Source organism: Streptomyces sp. CCM_MD2014 (assembly GCF_000772045.1).
In the GTDB taxonomy this organism is placed as follows: domain Bacteria; phylum Actinomycetota; class Actinomycetes; order Streptomycetales; family Streptomycetaceae; genus Streptomyces; species Streptomyces salinarius.
Genome location: NZ_CP009754.1, coordinates 5,300,218 through 5,319,150, shown reverse-complemented (window position 1 = coordinate 5,319,150; position 18,933 = coordinate 5,300,218). Strand labels below are relative to the sequence as shown.

Annotated in this window: 12 protein-coding genes, 2 rRNA genes and 1 pseudogene; 3 read left to right on the top strand and 12 right to left on the bottom strand. The window is 68.3% G+C overall.

Annotated elements, in window-relative coordinates:
- Positions 1 to 13: 13 nt before the first annotated feature.
- The 3 genes from NI25_RS23790 to NI25_RS23780 all read right to left on the bottom strand — a co-directional run bounded on the left by NI25_RS23790 (position 14) and on the right by NI25_RS23780 (position 6,532).
- Positions 14 to 3,137 (bottom strand): 23S ribosomal RNA (locus NI25_RS23790).
- Positions 3,138 to 3,444: 307 nt separating this feature from the next.
- Positions 3,445 to 4,971 (bottom strand): 16S ribosomal RNA (locus tag NI25_RS23785).
- The 16S and 23S rRNA genes sit together here, the layout of an rRNA operon.
- A gap of 553 nt (positions 4,972 to 5,524) precedes the next feature.
- A complete protein-coding gene (locus NI25_RS23780) occupies positions 5,525 to 6,532 on the bottom strand; it encodes a stage II sporulation protein M (protein ID WP_061444386.1) in 1,008 nt (335 codons plus the stop codon).
- Between the two features lie 165 nt (positions 6,533 to 6,697).
- Between NI25_RS23780 and NI25_RS23775 the strand changes: the two genes are divergently transcribed.
- Positions 6,698 to 7,588 carry an RDD family protein gene (locus NI25_RS23775; protein ID WP_233520856.1) on the top strand — a complete coding sequence of 297 codons (891 nt, stop codon included), beginning with the start codon at positions 6,698 to 6,700 and terminating at the stop codon, positions 7,586 to 7,588.
- A gap of 24 nt (positions 7,589 to 7,612) precedes the next feature.
- Here NI25_RS23775 and NI25_RS23770 read toward each other — a convergent pair whose 3' ends face one another.
- The 6 genes from NI25_RS23770 to NI25_RS23745 all read right to left on the bottom strand — a co-directional run bounded on the left by NI25_RS23770 (position 7,613) and on the right by NI25_RS23745 (position 13,801).
- Entirely contained in the window at positions 7,613 to 8,227 is a 615-nt protein-coding gene (locus NI25_RS23770) for a hypothetical protein (protein WP_061444385.1), read from the bottom strand.
- Positions 8,228 to 8,347: 120 nt separating this feature from the next.
- Positions 8,348 to 9,805 carry an adenosylhomocysteinase gene (ahcY, locus tag NI25_RS23765; RefSeq protein ID WP_061444384.1) on the bottom strand — a complete coding sequence of 486 codons (1,458 nt, stop codon included), beginning with the start codon at positions 9,803 to 9,805 and terminating at the stop codon, positions 8,348 to 8,350.
- A 280-nt stretch (positions 9,806 to 10,085) separates the two neighbouring features.
- Positions 10,086 to 11,066, bottom strand: a complete 981-nt coding sequence (locus NI25_RS23760; protein WP_061444383.1) for a cation diffusion facilitator family transporter — start codon at positions 11,064 to 11,066, stop codon at positions 10,086 to 10,088.
- Between the two features lie 125 nt (positions 11,067 to 11,191).
- Positions 11,192 to 12,343: a mannose-6-phosphate isomerase, class I gene (gene manA, locus NI25_RS23755; protein WP_061444382.1), complete on the bottom strand. Its 1,152-nt coding sequence runs from the start codon at positions 12,341 to 12,343 to the stop codon at positions 11,192 to 11,194.
- Positions 12,344 to 12,423: 80 nt separating this feature from the next.
- Positions 12,424 to 13,551 (bottom strand): SIS domain-containing protein, encoded by a 1,128-nt coding sequence (locus NI25_RS23750; protein WP_061444381.1) that lies wholly within the window; start codon positions 13,549 to 13,551, stop codon positions 12,424 to 12,426.
- A gap of 79 nt (positions 13,552 to 13,630) precedes the next feature.
- On the bottom strand, positions 13,631 to 13,801 hold the full coding sequence (locus NI25_RS23745) for a Trm112 family protein (protein WP_061444380.1): 171 nt from the start codon (positions 13,799 to 13,801) through the stop codon (positions 13,631 to 13,633).
- A gap of 427 nt (positions 13,802 to 14,228) precedes the next feature.
- On the opposite strand from NI25_RS23745, the pseudogene NI25_RS40325 reads away from it, so the two are divergent.
- A pseudogene (locus NI25_RS40325) lies at positions 14,229 to 14,522 on the top strand (integrase core domain-containing protein); the annotation flags it as partial.
- Here NI25_RS40325 and NI25_RS23735 read toward each other — a convergent pair.
- From NI25_RS23735 to NI25_RS23725, 3 genes are all read right to left on the bottom strand, one after another.
- Complete coding sequence (locus NI25_RS23735; protein WP_061444378.1) at positions 14,519 to 15,883, bottom strand: phosphomannomutase/phosphoglucomutase; 1,365 nt, start codon at positions 15,881 to 15,883, stop codon at positions 14,519 to 14,521. The pseudogene NI25_RS40325 and the gene NI25_RS23735 overlap by 4 nt on opposite strands.
- Before the next feature lie 80 nt (positions 15,884 to 15,963).
- Complete coding sequence (locus tag NI25_RS23730; RefSeq protein ID WP_061444377.1) at positions 15,964 to 17,580, bottom strand: L-lactate permease; 1,617 nt, start codon at positions 17,578 to 17,580, stop codon at positions 15,964 to 15,966.
- A gap of 171 nt (positions 17,581 to 17,751) precedes the next feature.
- The gene (locus NI25_RS23725; RefSeq protein WP_019331074.1) at positions 17,752 to 18,174 is read right to left on the bottom strand and encodes a DUF3499 domain-containing protein; all 423 of its coding nucleotides are present in this window, start codon (positions 18,172 to 18,174) and stop codon (positions 17,752 to 17,754) included.
- Positions 18,175 to 18,468: 294 nt separating this feature from the next.
- On the opposite strand from NI25_RS23725, the gene NI25_RS23720 reads away from it, so the two are divergent.
- On the top strand, positions 18,469 to 18,921 hold the full coding sequence (locus tag NI25_RS23720; protein ID WP_061444376.1) for a metallopeptidase family protein: 453 nt from the start codon (positions 18,469 to 18,471) through the stop codon (positions 18,919 to 18,921).
- The last annotated feature ends 12 nt before the right edge of the window (positions 18,922 to 18,933 follow it).

Here is an 18,933-nt window from a genome sequence, read left to right as displayed (position 1 = left end):
GACGCGAGCAACTGAGGACAAGCCCTCGGCCTATTAGTACCGGTCACCTCCACACCTCACGGTGCTTCCAGATCCGGCCTATCAACCCAGTCGTCTACTGGGAGCCTTACCCCATCAAGTGGGTGGGAGTCCTCATCTCGAAGCAGGCTTCCCGCTTAGATGCTTTCAGCGGTTATCCCTCCCGAACGTAGCCAACCAGCCATGCCCTTGGCAGAACAACTGGCACACCAGAGGTTCGTCCGTCCCGGTCCTCTCGTACTAGGGACAGCCCTTCTCAAGACTCCTACGCGCACAGCGGATAGGGACCGAACTGTCTCACGACGTTCTAAACCCAGCTCGCGTACCGCTTTAATGGGCGAACAGCCCAACCCTTGGGACCGACTCCAGCCCCAGGATGCGACGAGCCGACATCGAGGTGCCAAACCATCCCGTCGATATGGACTCTTGGGGAAGATCAGCCTGTTATCCCCGGGGTACCTTTTATCCGTTGAGCGACGGCGCTTCCACAAGCCACCGCCGGATCACTAGTCCCGACTTTCGTCCCTGCTCGACCCGTCGGTCTCACAGTCAAGCTCCCTTGTGCACTTACACTCAACACCTGATTGCCAACCAGGCTGAGGGAACCTTTGGGCGCCTCCGTTACTCTTTAGGAGGCAACCGCCCCAGTTAAACTACCCATCAGACACTGTCCCTGATCCGGATCACGGACCCAGGTTAGACATCCAGCACGACCAGACTGGTATTTCAACGACGACTCCACCCACACTGGCGTGCGAGCTTCACAGTCTCCCAGCTATCCTACACAAGCCGAACCGAACACCAATATCAAACTGTAGTAAAGGTCCCGGGGTCTTTCCGTCCTGCTGCGCGAAACGAGCATCTTTACTCGTAGTGCAATTTCACCGGGCCTATGGTTGAGACAGTCGAGAAGTCGTTACGCCATTCGTGCAGGTCGGAACTTACCCGACAAGGAATTTCGCTACCTTAGGATGGTTATAGTTACCACCGCCGTTTACTGGCGCTTAAGTTCTCAGCTTCGCCCAGACGAATCTGAGCTAACCGGTCCCCTTAACGTTCCAGCACCGGGCAGGCGTCAGTCCGTATACATCGCCTTACGGCTTCGCACGGACCTGTGTTTTTAGTAAACAGTCGCTTCTCGCTGGTCTCTGCGGCCACCCCCAGCTCAGAGTGCAAGACTCATCACCAGGCGTGGCCCCCCTTCTCCCGAAGTTACGGGGGCATTTTGCCGAGTTCCTTAACCATAGTTCACCCGAACGCCTCGGTATTCTCTACCTGACCACCTGAGTCGGTTTAGGGTACGGGCCGCCATGAAACTCGCTAGAGGCTTTTCTCGACAGCATAGGATCATCCACTTCACCACAATCGGCTCGGCATCAGGTCTCAGCCGTATGCAAGGCGGATTTACCTACCTTGCGGCCTACACCCTTACCCCGGGACAACCACCGCCCGGGATGGACTACCTTCCTGCGTCACCCCATCACTCACCTACTAACCGCTTGGGTCGGCGGCTCCACCACTCCCACTGACGGCAAAGCCGACAGCGGGCGGTTTCACGGCCTTAGCATCACGATGCTCGATGTTTGACGCTTCACAGCGGGTACCGGAATATCAACCGGTTATCCATCGACTACGCCTGTCGGCCTCGCCTTAGGTCCCGACTTACCCTGGGCAGATCAGCTTGACCCAGGAACCCTTAGTCAATCGGCGCAAACGTTTCTCACGTTTGTATCGCTACTCATGCCTGCATTCTCACTCGTCAACCGTCCACAACTACCTTCCGGTGCTGCTTCACCCGGCAGACGACGCTCCCCTACCCATCACGATCCCCGTTGGGGGTACATATCGCAATGACACGACTTCGGCGGTACGCTTGAGCCCCGCTACATTGTCGGCGCGGAATCACTAGACCAGTGAGCTATTACGCACTCTTTCAAGGGTGGCTGCTTCTAAGCCAACCTCCTGGTTGTCTGTGCGACTCCACATCCTTTCCCACTTAGCGTACGCTTAGGGGCCTTAGTCGATGCTCTGGGCTGTTTCCCTCTCGACCATGGAGCTTATCCCCCACAGTCTCACTGCCGCGCTCTCACTTACCGGCATTCGGAGTTTGGCTAAGGTCAGTAACCCGGTAGGGCCCATCGCCTATCCAGTGCTCTACCTCCGGCAAGAAACACACGACGCTGCACCTAAATGCATTTCGGGGAGAACCAGCTATCACGGAGTTTGATTGGCCTTTCACCCCTAACCACAGGTCATCCCCCAGGTTTTCAACCCTGGTGGGTTCGGTCCTCCACGACCTCTTACAGCCGCTTCAACCTGCCCATGGCTAGATCACTCCGCTTCGGGTCTTGAGCGTGCTACTGAAACGCCCTATTCGGACTCGCTTTCGCTACGGCTTCCCCACCCGGGTTAACCTCGCAACACACCGCAAACTCGCAGGCTCATTCTTCAAAAGGCACGCAGTCACGAGACACGTGCAAGCACGTATCCGACGCTCCCACGGCTTGTAGGCACACGGTTTCAGGTACTATTTCACTCCGCTCCCGCGGTACTTTTCACCATTCCCTCACGGTACTATCCGCTATCGGTCACCAGGGAATATTTAGGCTTAGCGGGTGGTCCCGCCAGATTCACACGGGATTTCTCGGGCCCCGTGCTACTTGGGTGTCTCACAAGCAAGCCGCTGACATTTCGACTACGGGGGTCTTACCCTCTACGCCGGACCTTTCGCATGTCCTTCGCCTACATCAACGGTTTCTGACTCGCCCTGTTGCCGGCAGACAACAGAAATGAGATCCCACAACCCCGCACACGCAACCCCTGCCGGGTCTCACACGTGAACGGTTTAGCCTCATCCGGTTTCGCTCGCCACTACTCCCGGAATCACGGTTGTTTTCTCTTCCTGCGGGTACTGAGATGTTTCACTTCCCCGCGTTCCCTCCACACTGCCTATGTGTTCAGCAGCGGGTGACAGCCCATGACGACTGCCGGGTTTCCCCATTCGGACACCCCCGGATCAAAGCCTGGTTGACGACTCCCCGGGGCCTATCGTGGCCTCCCACGTCCTTCATCGGTTCCTGGTGCCAAGGCATCCACCGTGCGCCCTTAAAAACTTGGCCACAGATGCTCGCGTCCACTGTGCAGTTCTCAAACAACGACCAACCACCCATCACCCTGCCGCAAGCAGCAAGTTCACTGGGGCCGGCAACCGAAGACCCAGCCTCACGGCCGTGCCCTCAGACACCCAACAGCGTGCCCGACCCGGTCCCCGTCCGGACTCACGTTCCACGCCGAAGCAGTACTAGTGATCCATCAAAGGAAACCGTGCCGAGTAGTCAACGTTCCACCCATGAGCAACCAGTGCGAGACGTTCGCTCGCATCCTGGCCTCTGACCAGCCCGAAGACCGGTAAGAAGTGCTCCTTAGAAAGGAGGTGATCCAGCCGCACCTTCCGGTACGGCTACCTTGTTACGACTTCGTCCCAATCGCCAGTCCCACCTTCGACAGCTCCCTCCCACAAGGGGTTGGGCCACCGGCTTCGGGTGTTACCGACTTTCGTGACGTGACGGGCGGTGTGTACAAGGCCCGGGAACGTATTCACCGCAGCAATGCTGATCTGCGATTACTAGCGACTCCGACTTCATGGGGTCGAGTTGCAGACCCCAATCCGAACTGAGACCGGCTTTTTGAGATTCGCTCCACCTTGCGGTATCGCAGCTCATTGTACCGGCCATTGTAGCACGTGTGCAGCCCAAGACATAAGGGGCATGATGACTTGACGTCGTCCCCACCTTCCTCCGAGTTGACCCCGGCGGTCTCCCGTGAGTCCCCAACCTCCGAAGAGTTGCTGGCAACACGGGACAAGGGTTGCGCTCGTTGCGGGACTTAACCCAACATCTCACGACACGAGCTGACGACAGCCATGCACCACCTGTACACCGACCACAAGGGGGGCACCATCTCTGATGCTTTCCGGTGTATGTCAAGCCTTGGTAAGGTTCTTCGCGTTGCGTCGAATTAAGCCACATGCTCCGCCGCTTGTGCGGGCCCCCGTCAATTCCTTTGAGTTTTAGCCTTGCGGCCGTACTCCCCAGGCGGGGCACTTAATGCGTTAGCTGCGGCACGGACAACGTGGAATGTTGCCCACACCTAGTGCCCACCGTTTACGGCGTGGACTACCAGGGTATCTAATCCTGTTCGCTCCCCACGCTTTCGCTCCTCAGCGTCAGTATCGGCCCAGAGATCCGCCTTCGCCACCGGTGTTCCTCCTGATATCTGCGCATTTCACCGCTACACCAGGAATTCCGATCTCCCCTACCGAACTCTAGCCTGCCCGTATCGACTGCAGACCCGGGGTTAAGCCCCGGGCTTTCACAACCGACGCGACAAGCCGCCTACGAGCTCTTTACGCCCAATAATTCCGGACAACGCTTGCGCCCTACGTATTACCGCGGCTGCTGGCACGTAGTTAGCCGGCGCTTCTTCTGCAGGTACCGTCACTTTCGCTTCTTCCCTGCTGAAAGAGGTTTACAACCCGAAGGCCGTCATCCCTCACGCGGCGTCGCTGCATCAGGCTTGCGCCCATTGTGCAATATTCCCCACTGCTGCCTCCCGTAGGAGTCTGGGCCGTGTCTCAGTCCCAGTGTGGCCGGTCGCCCTCTCAGGCCGGCTACCCGTCGTCGCCTTGGTGAGCCATTACCTCACCAACAAGCTGATAGGCCGCGGGCTCATCCTGCACCGCCGGAGCTTTCGACCCGCCAAGATGCCTTGGCAGGTCAGTATCCGGTATTAGACCCCGTTTCCAGGGCTTGTCCCAGAGTGCAGGGCAGATTGCCCACGTGTTACTCACCCGTTCGCCACTAATCCCCACCCGAAGGCGGTTCATCGTTCGACTTGCATGTGTTAAGCACGCCGCCAGCGTTCGTCCTGAGCCAGGATCAAACTCTCCGTGAATGTTTACCCGTAATCGGGTGACACCACGAGAGCGGAACATCGGGAGGAATAATCCCGACGTTCACAGCGTCCTCGCTGTGTGTTTCAAAGGAACCTCAACCCGATCGAACCGATCAGGTCGGGGTATCAACATATCTGGCGTTGACTTTTGGCACGCTGTTGAGTTCTCAAGGAACGGACGCTTCCTTTGTACTCACCCTCTCGGGCTTTCCTCCGGGCGCTTCCCTTCGGTCTTGCGTTTCCGACTCTATCAGATCTTTCCGATCCGATTTCCTCGGCGCTTTCCAGGTTCCCGCTTTCGCGTTTCCCTTTCCGGCGAGTCCGACTTTATCAGAAGTTTCGGGGCGGTTTGACCGGCCGTTCGTTTCCGATTCATCGGGAGGTTGCTTCGTCGAATTCGTTGATTCGGAGAAGCTGGTAGATGTTCTCTGTCGCCCTCTGGGGTGAACCCGTCTCCAGGCAACTGTTCGAATCTACCTCCCCGCTCGCTCCGTGTCAACGGCTCGTGCGGGAACGAAGAGGACACTAGCAGCTCGGCGGGGTGGGATGCACATCAGGCGGCCGTCGGCACGGTGGCGCTGCGCTCGGCAGCCTCGACATCGCCGGTGTCGCCGCCGCGCACCGCGCGGCCGCCGAGGACGTAGACGTAGGCGAGGAAGGCCAGCTCGGCCACGACTCCGATGGTGATGCGGGCCCAGGTGGGCAGGCCGGACGGGGTGACGAAGCCTTCGATGGCGCCGGAGACGAAGAGGACGAGGGCCAGGCCGACCGCCATGCCGATGGCAGCCCGGCCCTCTTCGGCGAGGGCGACGCGTCGGGTACGGGGTCCCGGGTCGATGAGGGTCCAGCCCAGCCGCAGACCGGTGCCCGCGGCGACGAACACCGCTGTCAGCTCGAGCAGGCCGTGGGGCAGCACCAGGCCGAGGAAGGTGTCGAGGCGGCCGGCCGACGACATCAGGCCGAAACCGACGCCGAGGTTGAGCATGTTCTGGAAGAGGATCCAGATGACCGGCAGCCCGAGGAAGACGCCCAGGATGAGGCAGAGCGCGGCGGCCCAGGCGTTGTTCGTCCACACCTGGGCCGCGAACGAGGCGGCCGGGTTGCTCGAGTAGTACGTCTCGTACTGACCGCCGGGACGGGTGAGCTCGCGCAGTTCACTCGGGGCCGCGATCGTGGACTGCACCTCCGGGTGGGTGCCGATCCACCAGCCCAGGAGCGCGGCGACCGCGGTCGACAGGAGGGCGGTGGGGACCCACCAGTGGCGGGCCCGGTAGACGGCCGCCGGGAACTGCCGGGTCAGGAATCGCGTGACGTCGCGCCAGGAGGCGCGCCGGGTGCCTGTCACGGCACTGCGCGCGCGTGCCACCAGTTGGCTGAGCCGTCCGGTCAGCTGGGGGTCGGGTGCGCTGGACTGGATCAGGGAGAGGTGCGTGGCCGTGCGCTGGTAGAGGGCGACGAGTTCGTCGGTCTCGGCACCGGTCAGCCGGCGCCGGCGCCGGAGGAGGGCGTCGAGGCGGTCCCACTCCGCGCGGTGGGCGGAGACGAAGACGTCGAGGTCCATCGGTGTGCCTGCTCCTCGGCTATCGTCGGCGGCTCGTCGTGGATCAGCTTGTCGTACTGCGGCGCGGTGCGTCCTCAGCTTGGCAGACTGGCGGGGACGGGGGCATTCAGGGGAAGGGCGGCGGGCGTGAGTGAGCTGGTGACGGGCGAGGCGGTGGCGCTGTAGCTGCGTCCCGCGCGGCTGCCCAGCAGGGCGCTGGCCGTCCTGCTCGACCTGGTGGTGACGGTGGCCGTCTACGTCGCGGTGACCGTCGCGCTGGTGGCCTCCACCTCGTCCCTGGACGGGGCGGCGCAGACCGCCCTGACGATCGCGGCCTTCGTGCTCGTCCTGGTGGGCGGGCCGATCGCCGTGGAGACGCTCAGTCATGGGCGGTCGCTCGGGAAGATGGCGTGCGGTCTGCGGGTGGTGCGGGACGACGGCGGGCCGATCCGGTTCCGGCACGCGCTGGTGCGGGGCTTGATCGGGGTGATCGAGATCCTCATGACGTTCGGGGTGGTCGCCTGTATCGCCTCGCTGGTGTCGGCGCGGGGGCGACGGCTCGGCGACGTGTTCGCGGGCACGCTGGTCGTGCGGGAGAGGGTGCCGTTCTCATCGGCGGGTTTCATGCCGCCGCCTCCGCTGTGGCTGGCGGGGCGGTTCTCGGGGCTCGACCTGTCCGCGGTGCCCGACGATCTGTGGCTCGCCGTCCGTCAGTACCTGACGCGGGCGGGTCAGCTCGATCCACGCGTCGGCTGGGCCATGGCGGAGCGACTCGCCGCCGACGTGGCGGCCCGTACGGGTGCTCCGGTGCCGCGGGAGGTTCCGCCGCCCGCGTATCTGGCGGCGGTGCTGCAGGAACGGCAGGCACGGGAGGCCCGGCGGGCGTTCGGCCAGGCGTCGGCGGGCGGGCGTACCGCCCCGGCGGCGCCGGAGGTACCGGTGTCTCCCGCGCCGGTCACCCCGCCGCCCGCGCCGGTCGCCCCGCCGCCTGCGCCGTCGTCCGACGGCCGGTCCGAGGTGTCGCGGGACGTGCCGCCGGACGGCCGCCGCGGTACCGGGTTCGTGCCGCCCGCGTAGGCACGACCGGTCGCCCGGCACTCCTCACGGGAACACGGACGGTGGTGTCTCCAGGTCCTCCAGCTCGACACCGGGGGCCGCGAGTACGACGTCGCCGGCGATGTGCACGGAGTGCTGCTCGCCCGTGTCCAGGGCTGTGACCTGGTATTCGTCGACGACGAGCGGGCCGTTGTCAGTGGCGTGTGCTTCTCTGTTCAGCAAGGCCCAGGACTGGTCCACGGTGCGGGGGGCGAGGACCGGGTCGGTGAGGGCGACGAGGCGTACGCGGGTGGCTGACGCGGAGGGGGTGAGGCGCAGGAGACGGGTGGCGGCGACGAGGAAGGCCGGGGAGGTGCCGGTGAAGGCGTGGGCGCGCGCATTGCCTTCGGTGGCGTGGACTCCGGTGGGGTCGGTACGGACCCAGGTGACGCCGTCGAGGGCCGCACCGCGTACCTGCCAGTCGGCGGCGTGGAGTTCCACGCGGATGGGGCGGCCGAGTTCGTCGAGGGTGAGGTCGACGGAGCCGTGGTGGTCCCCGGTGGGGGTGGTCAGCTGTGAGACGTAGCGCCAGCCGGAGGGGCCGGGGGCGCATTGGAAGTGTTCTTCTGCGAGGGGGGTGTGGTCGTGCGGATCGTGGAGCGAATATCGGCCGCGGGGCATGGGTGTCCTGGGTGGTGACGGGCTGCTGGTCCGACCGCTGAGGCGTCGAACGGGACAGGCCCCCGGCACGGGGGTGCGGGGGCCTGTCTCGTAGGCGAGGAACCGTGGGAGCCGGTTGACTCAGTAGCGGTAGTGGTCCGCCTTGTACGGGCCCTCGACCTTGACGCCGATGTAGTCGGCCTGCTCCGGGCGGAGCGTGGTCAGCTTGACGCCGAGGGAGTCGAGGTGGAGCCGGGCCACCTTCTCGTCCAGGTGCTTGGGCAGCACGTAGACGTCGGTCGGGTACTCGTCGGGCTTGGTGAACAGCTCGATCTGGGCCAGGGTCTGGTCCGCGAACGAGTTGGACATCACGAACGACGGGTGGCCGGTGGCGTTGCCCAGGTTCAGCAGGCGGCCCTCGGACAGCACGATGAGGACCTTGCCGTCGGGGTAGGTCCAGGTGTGGACCTGCGGCTTGACCTCGTCCTTGACGATGCCGGGGGTCTTGGCGAGGCCGGCCATGTCGATCTCGTTGTCGAAGTGGCCGATGTTGCCGACGATGGCCTGGTGCTTCATCTTGGCCATGTCCGAGGCCATGATGATGTCCTTGTTGCCGGTCGTGGTGATGAAGATGTCGGCCTTGTCGACGACCTCGTCCAGCGTGGTGACCTGGTAGCCGTCCATCGCCGCCTGCAGCGCGCAGATCGGGTCGATCTCCGTGATGATCACGCGGGCGCCCTGGCCGCGCAGGGACTCGGCGCAGCCCTTGCCGACATCGCCGTAGCCGCAGACGACGGCGGTCTTGCCGCCGATCAGCACGTCGGTGGCGCGGTTGATGCCGTCGACCAGGGAGTGGCGGCAGCCGTACTTGTTGTCGAACTTCGACTTGGTGACCGCGTCGTTGACGTTGATCGCCGGGAACAGCAGGGTGCCGTCGCGGTGCATCTCGTACAGGCGGTGGACACCGGTCGTGGTCTCCTCGGTCACGCCGCGGATCTCGGACGCCAGCCGGGTCCACTTCTGCGGGCTCTCGCTGACCGTGCGGGTGAGGAGTTCGAGGATGACGCGGTGCTCGTCGGACTCGGCGGTGTCGGGCGAGGGGACCTTGCCGTCCTTCTCGTACTCGACGCCCTTGTGGACGAGGAGGGTGGCGTCACCGCCGTCGTCCAGGATCATGTTCGGGCCGCCGGTGGGGGTGTTCGGCCAGGTCAGAGCCTGTTCCGTGCACCACCAGTACTCCTCCAGGGTCTCGCCCTTCCAGGCGAAGACCGGGACGCCCTGCGGGTTGTCCGGGGTGCCGTTCGGGCCGACGGCGATGGCGGCGGCCGCGTGGTCCTGGGTGGAGAAGATGTTGCAGGAGGCCCAGCGGACCTCGGCGCCGAGGGCGACCAGCGTCTCGATGAGCACGGCGGTCTGCACGGTCATGTGCAGGGAGCCGGTGACGCGGGCGCCGGCGAGCGGCTGGGCCTCGGCGTACTCCTTGCGGATCGCCATCAGGCCCGGCATCTCGTGCTCGGCGAGGGTGATCTCCTTGCGGCCGAACGCGGCCAGGGAGAGGTCGGCGACCTTGAAGTCCTGTCGGTTGTCGACAGTCGTCATTACGGGCTGCTCCTCGGGTTGGGTCGAGGTGGGTACGGCTGACCTGCGCGGCGGCGGACACAGGGGTGCCCCGAAGAGGACACAGGCATGCCCGCGTACGCGCAGCGCAGTCCGTCGGAGGCCCTCTCTCCCTCGGCCGGTCCGTCCTGGACCGCCCGACCGCCATCAGCAGCGACGTCTGGCTCCGTCCCAAGCTACACCGCGGGCGCCCGCCGTCCCCAGTCCGCCTCCGAACACTTCCGGACGTTCACGCGGGGTGATGACGGGCGCCGGACGGCGGTCAGTGGGCGGCGGGCGGTGTGCTGGGGCCGCCGGGGGTCGCCTCGGGGTCGGGGCCCTTGGCGGCCTCGGCCTCGCTGTAGATGTCCGGTTCCAGGTAGATGACGCGGGCGATCGGGACCGCATCGCGGATCCGCGATTCGGCGGCGTCGATGGCGGAGGCGATCTCCGTGGCCGTGCCGTCGTGGCGGACGGCGATCTTGGCGGCGACGAGCAGTTCCTCGGGTCCGAGGTGGAGGGTGCGCATGTGGATGATGCCGGTGACGGTGTCGCCGGCGACGGCCGCGGCCTCGATCTGCCGGACCACGTCGGCGCCGGCGGCCTCGCCGAGCAGCAGGGACTTGGTCTCGACGGCGAGGACCAGCGCGATCAGGATGAGCAGGATGCCGATGCACAGCGTGCCGATGCCGTCCCAGACGCCGTTGCCGGTGAGCAGGGCGAGGCCGACGCCGCCGAGGGCGAGGATCAGGCCGACGAGCGCGCCGAAGTCCTCGAGGAGGACGACGGGCAGCTCCGGGGCCTTGGCGTGGCGGATGAACTCCTTCCAGGACTTCTTGCCGCGCAGCGGGTTGGACTCCTTGATGGCGGTCCGGAAGGAGAAGCCCTCGGCGATGATCGCGAAGACCAGGACGCCCACCGGCCAGTACCAGTGGTCCAGTTCGTGCGGGTGCTTGATCTTCTCGTAGCCCTCGTAGAGGGCGAACATGCCGCCGACCGAGAAGAGCACGATGGAGACGAGGAAGGCGTAGATGTAGCGCTCGCGGCCGAAGCCGAAGGGGTGTTGCGGGGTGGCCTCGCGCTGGGCCCGCTTGCCGCCCAGCAGCAGCAGGCCCTGGTTGCCCGAGTCGGCGACGGAGTGCACGGACTCGGCGAGCATCGACGACGATCCGCTGAAGAGGAACGCCACGAATTTCGCCACCGCGATCGAGAGGTTGGCGAGCAGTGCCGCCACGATCGCCCTGGTACCGCCTGACGCGCTCATGTGTCGCGTTGTCCCTTCGCCTACGTCTGTGGCCGGCTTTGCCCCGCCTTTGCGGTGCGCCATTCTTGCAGCCCGTGCGAGCCCCGACGTGCCGGATGCCCCGTCGTACGCCCCGCAGACCCGGATCAGACGCGCACGGTGGCGCGGAAGAGCGTGCCGGTTCCGGACACTTCGGCCTTTTCGTGCGCCGGGACGAAGACGGAGCGACCGGGGGTCAGTTCGTGTTCGCCCGCCCGTACGGTGCCCGCCGTGCAGAGCAGGATCTGCGGGGTGGGCAGGGTGAGGTCGTGGGCGGCGGATCCCTCGGGCAGGACGTAGCGGGACAGGTGGAACTCGTCGGTCGGGGTGTCGTAGACCTCTTCGCCGTCGGGGGTCGCCTCCGGGCGCAGCACGCCGGGGTCGCCCGCCTCGAAGCGGACGATGCGCAGGAGTTCGGGGACGTCGACGTGCTTGGGGGTCAGGCCGCAGCGCAGGACGTTGTCGGAGTTGGCCATGATCTCGACGCCGAGGCCGTTGAGGTAGGCGTGGGGGATGCCGGCGCCCAGGTAGAGGGCCTCGCCGGGCTGGAGCCGGACGTGGTTGAGGAGCATGGCGGCGAGGACGCCGGGGTCGCCCGGGTAGTGGTGGGCGATGTCGGCGTACGGCCGGTAGGCGCCGCCGAGGCGGTCGCAGGCGGCCGCGGTCTCGGTGACCGTCCGGGACATCTCCTCGGGGTCGGCGGTGAGGATCGCGGTGAGGACCTCGCGCAGGGCGGCGTCCTCGGGCTGGGCGCGCAGCAGGTCGACGTACGGCTTGAGGGAGGCGACGCCGAGGCCGTCGAGCAGGTCGGCGGTCTCGGCCGGGGCGCGGAAGCCGCACAGGCCGTCGAAGTCGGTGAGGGCGCAGACCAGTTCGGGCTTGTGGTTGGCGTCCTTGTAGTTGCGGTGCGGGGCGTCCAGCGGGACGCCGCGGCGCTCTTCGTCCTCGTAACCGGCCCTGGCCTGGGCCAGGTCGGGGTGGACCTGGAGGGAGAGCGGGGCGCCTGCGGCGAGGAGCTTGAGGAGGAAGGGCAGCCGGGGGCCGAACTTGGCGACGGACGCGGCGCCCAGTTCCTTCTCGGGGTCGGCGGCGACGACCTCGGCGAGGGTGCCCCGGTCCGTGCGGGAGGGGGCGCCCGGGTGGGCGCCCATCCACATCTCCGCCTGCGGTTCGCCGGTCGGCTCGGTCCCGAGCAGGGTCGGGATCGCGGTGGTGGAACCCCAGGCGTAGGGGCGGACGGTGTTGTCGAGGCGGTCCATGGGCTCTCTCTGCCGGTGCGTGCGCGGTGGTACATGGGAGTCGTACCAGGACGTCGTACGGGGGTGATGGTGCGTACGGATCAGGCGCCCGAGGCGAGTGCCAGGTAAACGGCGGCGAAATCCGTGATGGCGATCAGTTCGGCGAGGGTGTCGAGTTCGCCGCCCTCTTCCGGTTCCAGTTCGCTGATCGGCGTGTCGTGGCCGAGGGCCAGCTCGCGGGCGTTGGGGGCGGCGGTGAGGCCGCCCGTGGGCCGGTCGCGCAGGAGCACCACGCGTGCGTGCAGGGCGGCCGGTTCCTCGACGCGGTCGCGGAAGAAGTCGTCGGGGTCGGCGCCGGCGGCGAGCCGGCCGGCGAGCAGGGCGCTGTGCGCGGCGAGCGCCTCGGGCAGGTCGGCGACGACGGCGGGAGTGCCGGACAGTTCGGCGAGCGCGGCGGCGAAGCGGCGGCCCGCGGGCCCGGCGGAGGTGCCCTCGGTCCAGATGACGGGGAGGGACTCGGCCAGTTCGGCCGCGAGGGTCTTGGCGGGATTGCTGTACGTGACGATCGCGGGTCCGCAGCGTTCGGCGACGCGGTCGAGGCGGTCGGCGACCTTGTCGATGGCCTCGGGGGACGCCTCGAGCAGCCCGGTGCGGTCCAGCAGCGCGAGAAGCGGGGTGAGCAGCGCCCACAGGACGCCGGGGGCGGCACCGGCGAGGGGCTCGTCGTGGTCGTACGGGGCGGTCGCCATCGGGATGAACAGGCCGCGGGAGGCGCTCACCGCCTCGCTGAGCGGGGAGCGGGCGGGGGCGACGGCGACGACCGTGCAGCCGCGTCGGTAGGCCTGTTCGGCGAGCAGGGACAGGCCGGGCTCGGTGCCGTCGGGCGTGGCGATCAGCAGGAGGTCCACGGAGCCGGCCCAGCCGGGCAGTTCCCAGCGCAGGGCGCCCGCGGCGGGGGCGACGCCGGTGGGTGCGAGGCGGGTGACGGGGCTGCCGGCACCGGCGAGGGTGCCGAGGAGGTCGGCGGCGTGGGTGGCGGCGGCGCCGGGGCCGGCGATCAGTACGGCGCGGGGGCGGCCGTCCGGCTTGAGGTTGCCGACGCCGGCCTCGGCTGCGTGCCGGGCGGCGGTGCGGACGCGGGCGCCGGCCTCGGCGGCGCCGCGGAGCAGGCCGCGGCGGTCGGCCTCGGTGAGGCGCTCCGGGGCGTCGAGGAGCGATTCGTCGAGCATGGCGGCAGGTCTCCGATCGCCGGGGCGTTCGTTCGGTTGCGCGGGGTCGTCGCCGGGTGGCCGTTCGCCGGGGCGGCGGTTACTCGGGGCGGCGGGCCTCGTCGACGAGGAGGACGGGGATGCCGTCGCGCACCGGGTAGGCCAGGCCGCAGTCCTGGCCGGTGCAGATCAGCTCCGCGTCCTGCTCCTCGAGGGGGGCGTGGCAGGCGGGGCAGGCGAGGATCTCCAGGAGGCCGGCTTCGAGCGGCATGGGGTTCCCTCCGGGGGTGGTGGGGCTTGTGTGGATGTGCTGGTCAGGGTACCGCCGCTTCTGGAGCCCGTGTCGGGGTCGCGCCAGACCGCGCCCCGGTCACCGGTGCGAGCCCCGGGTGCACGCGGGCCGGCGCCGGCCGGGTGCTTCCCCCGCTCTCGGCTTCGCTCGAGCGGGAGGGTGCCCCCACCGCCCACCTGTGCCGCGGGGGGTACCTCCCAGGCCGTTCAGGCACCGGGGGAGGCACAACCGCCCGCAGCGGCGGCGGGGCGGGAGGGGTGACGCGGCTGCCCCACGCCGGCGGCTGGGGCCTGTCCGGCGGATCAGGTCGCAGGACAGGCACGGCACCTCGTCGACGCTGGTGAGCGGGGTCTGGTGCGTGCAGCCCCAAGGCGGAGGAGGGCGTCGACGCGGAGCGTCGGCAACCGACGACAACGCCTGGCCCTACCGCAAGAGCTTCGCCTGGCGCGACGCCCTGGCCGACCTCGGCGCGACCGGCAAGCTCACCCGCGCCCACCGTCCGCAGACCAACGGCAAGGTCGAACGCTTCCACCGGACCCTGCTCGACGAATGGGCCTACCTACGGCCCTGCACCAGCAACACCGAACGAACGGCAGCCCTGGCAGACTTCCTGCACGCCTACCACCACCGCTGCCACACCGCACTCGGCGGCCACCCACCGATCAGCCGCGTGAACAACCCTGCGGGTCAATACACCTAGGCCCTGATGATCGCCAGGGCCTCGTCGCGGACCTTCGTCATCGTCGCCTCGTCACGGGCCTCCGCGTTGAGGCGGAGCAGCGGCTCGGTGTTGGACGGGCGGACGTTGAACCACCAGTCGGCCGCCTGGACCGTGAGGCCGTCCAGGTCGTCCACGGTGACGTCGTCGCGGCCCTCGTACGCGGCCCGGATCGCGGCCAGGCGGGCCTGCTGGTCGGCGACGGTGGAGTTGATCTCGCCGGATCCGGCGTACCGGTCGTACGCGGCGACGAGGGCGGACAGCGGGCCGTCCTGCCCGCCGAGGGCGGCGAGGACGTGGAGGGCGGCCAGCATGCCGGTGTCGGCGTTCCAGAAGTCGCGGAAGTAGTAGTGGGCGGAGTGCTCGCCGCCGAAGATGGCGCCGGTCCTGGCCATCTCGGCCTTGATGAAGGAGTGGCCCACACGCGTGCGTGCCGGTGTGCCGCCGTTCTCGCGCACGACCTCCGGGACGGACCAGGAGGTGATCAGGTTGTGGATGACGGTGCCCTTGCCGCCGTTGCGGGCCAGTTCGCGCGCGGCCACGAGGGCGGTGACGGCGGACGGGGAGACCGGGTCGCCGTTCTGGTCGACGACGAAGCAGCGGTCGGCGTCGCCGTCGAAGGCGAGGCCGAGGTCGGCGCCCTCCTCGCGGACGCGCTGCTGGAGGTCGACGAGGTTGGCCGGGTCGAGCGGGTTGGCCTCGTGGTTGGGGAAGGTGCCGTCCAGTTCGAAGTACATCGGCACCAGGTCGAGGGGCAGGCCGGCGAAGACCGGGGGGACCGTGTGGCCGCCCATGCCGTTGCCCGCGTCGACGACGACCTTGAGGGGGCGGATGGCGGTGAGGTCGACCAGGGAGCGCAGGTGGGCCGCGTAGTCGGCGAGGACGTCGCGCCGGGTGACGGTGCCGGGGCGGGCGGACGGCTCCGGGGCGCCCACCTCGCTCCAGCGCTCCACCAGGGCGCGGATGTCGGCGAGGCCGGTGTCCTGGCCGACGGGGGCGGCGCCCGCGCGGCACAGCTTGATGCCGTTGTACCGGGCGGGGTTGTGCGAGGCCGTGAACATGGCGCCCGGCAGGTCGAGTGCGCCGGAGGCGTAGTACAGCTGGTCGGTGGAGCACAGGCCGATCTCGGTCACGTCGGCGCCGCGGGCCGCCGCCCCGCGTGCGAAGGCACCGGACAGGCCGGGGGACGAGGGCCGCATGTCGTGGCCGACCACGAGGGCGCCCGCGCCGGTCAGCTCGGCGAAGGCCGCGCCGAACAGCTCGGCCAGCGGCTCGTCCCACTGGTCCGGGACGACACCGCGCACGTCGTACGCCTTCACGATCTGCGACAGATCAGCAGCCACGGCCAACCTTCCTGAAAGTCCTGTCGGAGCCCACAAACTACCCGTAGGGACCGGCCCGCCGCCCGGAAGGTTCCCTCAGGTCAGGGCAGCATCCAGCCCAGGACGGCCGTGGACTGCCCGACCACGATCAGGCACATCACCAGCAGCAGGCCGAGGCTCCACGGCAGCACCTTGCGCAGCAGGTCGCCCTCGCGGCCCGCGAGCCCGACGGCGGCGCAGGCGATGGTGAGGTTCTGCGGGGAGATCATCTTGCCGAGGACACCGCCTGAACTGTTGGCGGCGGCGAGCAGTTCGGGCGAGAGGCCGGACTCCCGCGCGGCGGTCACCTGGAGGGCGCCGAAGAGCGCGTTGGCCGAGGTGTCGGAGCCGGAGACGGCGACGCCGAACCAGCCGAGCACCGGGGAGAGGAAGGCGAGTCCGGCGCCGGCCGCGGCGACGAAGTGGCCGATGGTGGCGGCCTGCCCGGAGAGATTCATGACGTAGGCGAGGGCGAGAACGGAGGTGACGGTGAGGATCGCGAACCGCAGTTCGTGCACGGTCGCGAGCCACTCCCTGACCGCCACGCGCGCGTGGACACCGAGCACGACCGCGGTGGCCACCCCCGCGAACAGCACGAGCGTGCCGCCGGTGGAGACGATCGGCCAGGAGAAGACGTTGCCGCCGACCAGGTTGCCCTCGGGGTCGGCCACGTCGAGGAACGGCCAGTCGTAGCTCTGGGTGGCCTTGGCCAGCCAGTCCTTGACCGCCGGGATCTGCGCCACGGAGAAGACGGCGACGATCAGCGCGTACGGCGCGTAGGCCCGCACCACCTCCCGCGGGGAGTCCTCCTCGTCCAGTTCCTCGCTGCGTACGCCGGTCAGGACGGAAGCCCGTACGGGCTCGGCGGCGGGCCGGCGGGAGTGCGGTACGGCGACCAGGGCGCCGGCGCCGATGAGCGCGGCGGCGATGTCGGCGAGCTGGGCGGAGACGTAGTTGGAGGCGACGAACTGGGCGACGGCGAAGGCGACTCCGCAGGCCAGGGCGGGCACCCAGGTCTCGCGCAGGCCGCGCCGCCCGTCGACCAGGGCGACGAGGAGCAGCGGTACGACGAGGGCGAGCAGGGGCGTCTGGCGGCCGACCACGGAGGCGACGTCGTCCAGCGGCAGCCCGGTGACCTGGGCCAGCGTCACCACGGGGGTGCCCATCGCGCCGAAGGCGACCGGCGCGGTGTTGGCGACCAGGGAGACGACGGCGGCGCGCACGGGGTCGAAGCCGAGGGCGACGAGCATGACGGAGCAGATCGCGACGGGCGCCCCGAACCCGGCGAGGGCCTCCAGGAGGGCGCCGAAGCAGAAGGCGACGACGAGTGCCTGGATCCGGGGATCGTCGGACAGGCGGCCGAAGGAGCGGCGCAGGATGTCGAAGTGCCGGGTGCGGACGGTCATCCGGTAGACCCACAGGGCGTTCACGACGATCCACAGGATGGGGAAGAGGCCGAAAACCGCCCCCTGGACGGCGCTGGAGGCCGTCTGGTCCAGCGGCATGCCGTAGGCGAGCCAGGCCACCAGCACGGCGGCCAGGAGACCGATGAGGCCCGCCAGGTGCGCCTTCATGCGGACGCCGCCCAGCAGGACGAGGACGATCACCAGCGGCAGGGCCGCCACCAGGGCCGACAGGCCGAGCGAACCGGCGACGGGTTCCAGCTCCTGCACGTACACGTACGCCTCCCCGGGATTCCGCCATGCGAAAGCGATTTCTCGCGGCTTCCGGAATGGTCGTGTCCGCGACAACGAGGCGTCAATGGGCGTGCAGCAACGGATGTGATCGAGACCACGGGAAGCGGAACGCGGGAAGTGAGGGGTGGCGGGTGCGAGAGGGGTGAGCGGGGCTCAGTTGTCCGGCGAGCGCAGCACGCGCAGATGACCGCGGCGCGCGACCTCCATCGGGTCGGCCGAGCGTGCGCCGCCGCCCGCCTCGGCCGCCCGCTCCTGGGGCCGGGCCGCCTCGCGCACCGCGTTGGCGAGCGCTTCCAGGTCGTCGCCGCTGGGGCGGGCCGGGGCCGATCCGTCGAGCAGGCGGACGACCTCCCAGCCGCGCGGGGCGGTGAGACGCTCGGAGTGCTCTGCGCACAGGTCGTAGCAGTGGGGTTCGGCGTAGGTGGCGAGCGGGCCGAGAACCGCGGTCGAGTCGGCGTAGACGTACGTCAGCGTCGCGACGGCGGGACGGCCGCAGGCGGTGCGCGAACAGCGACGTACAGGGCTCACGATGTTGGACGGTACCGCACTCTTGAGCGGGCCGCGACGACTCTCCACCAGGTCACACCCCCGTGTCGTGGCGTGAAACGTCCTGTGGCCCTCCCGCTCACCCCCGTTCGACCTGCGTGGACGCCGGTCTTGAGGCGCTCGCGCGGATCGGAAGGCGGTCACGACCCGATACAAACAACGACATTTGCCTTGAGTTCAGCGGTCACGGAGAGATACCGAATTGAGCCCAACCTTGGCCGGAATGGTCATCCGGCGACAGGCCGAGTGGGCCGCCGCCGCGTGGCCCGCCGAGCGCGTACGGGCCGGGCGCGCCGTCCCGGCGGGGACTACCCTTCAGCAGTGATGGACAACCCCGTGACGCCCCGTGATGCCGGCCGCCCGGGCCCCCGCCGTCGTGATCGCCACGGTCGGGGCATGCGCGGCCCGGTCGCTCCCCCGCAGGTGCCGCTCGCCGCGAGCCGTGGCGAGGTCTTCGCCGACCTGGTGCAGGACTCCGTGGAGCGGCTGGAGCGGCGGTGGCCGCAGCTCGCCGACATCGACTTCCTCGTCCTCGACGTGCCGCGGCCGGCCGCGGCCGGGGAGGCGTGGAACGACGAGGCGGTGCCGCTCGGGGGCACGGTGCCCTCCCGGGACGGGCGGCGGGGCCGGGTCGTCGTCTACCGGCGGCCGGTGGAGATCCGGACCAAGGGACGCGACGAGCGGGCACTGCTGGTGCACGAGGTCGTCGTCGAGCAGGTCGCGGAGCTGCTGGGACTCACCCCGGAGACGGTGGATCCCCGGTACGGGGAGGACTGAGCGGCGGGGCCC

Excerpts from the sequence above, each read along its gene's own strand:
- NI25_RS23770 (WP_061444385.1), bottom strand. The coding sequence starts at position 8,227 with ATGCCCCGCGGCCGATATTCGCTCCACGATCCGCACGACCACACCCCC.
- NI25_RS23720 (WP_061444376.1), top strand. The coding sequence starts at position 18,469 with ATGGACAACCCCGTGACGCCCCGTGATGCCGGCCGCCCGGGCCCCCGC.
- ahcY (WP_061444384.1), bottom strand. The coding sequence starts at position 9,805 with ATGACGACTGTCGACAACCGACAGGACTTCAAGGTCGCCGACCTCTCC.
- manA (WP_061444382.1), bottom strand. The coding sequence starts at position 12,343 with ATGGACCGCCTCGACAACACCGTCCGCCCCTACGCCTGGGGTTCCACC.
- NI25_RS23750 (WP_061444381.1), bottom strand. The coding sequence starts at position 13,551 with ATGCTCGACGAATCGCTCCTCGACGCCCCGGAGCGCCTCACCGAGGCC.
- NI25_RS23745 (WP_061444380.1), bottom strand. The coding sequence starts at position 13,801 with ATGCCGCTCGAAGCCGGCCTCCTGGAGATCCTCGCCTGCCCCGCCTGC.
- NI25_RS23760 (WP_061444383.1), bottom strand. The coding sequence starts at position 11,066 with ATGAGCGCGTCAGGCGGTACCAGGGCGATCGTGGCGGCACTGCTCGCC.
- NI25_RS23780 (WP_061444386.1), bottom strand. The coding sequence starts at position 6,532 with ATGGACCTCGACGTCTTCGTCTCCGCCCACCGCGCGGAGTGGGACCGC.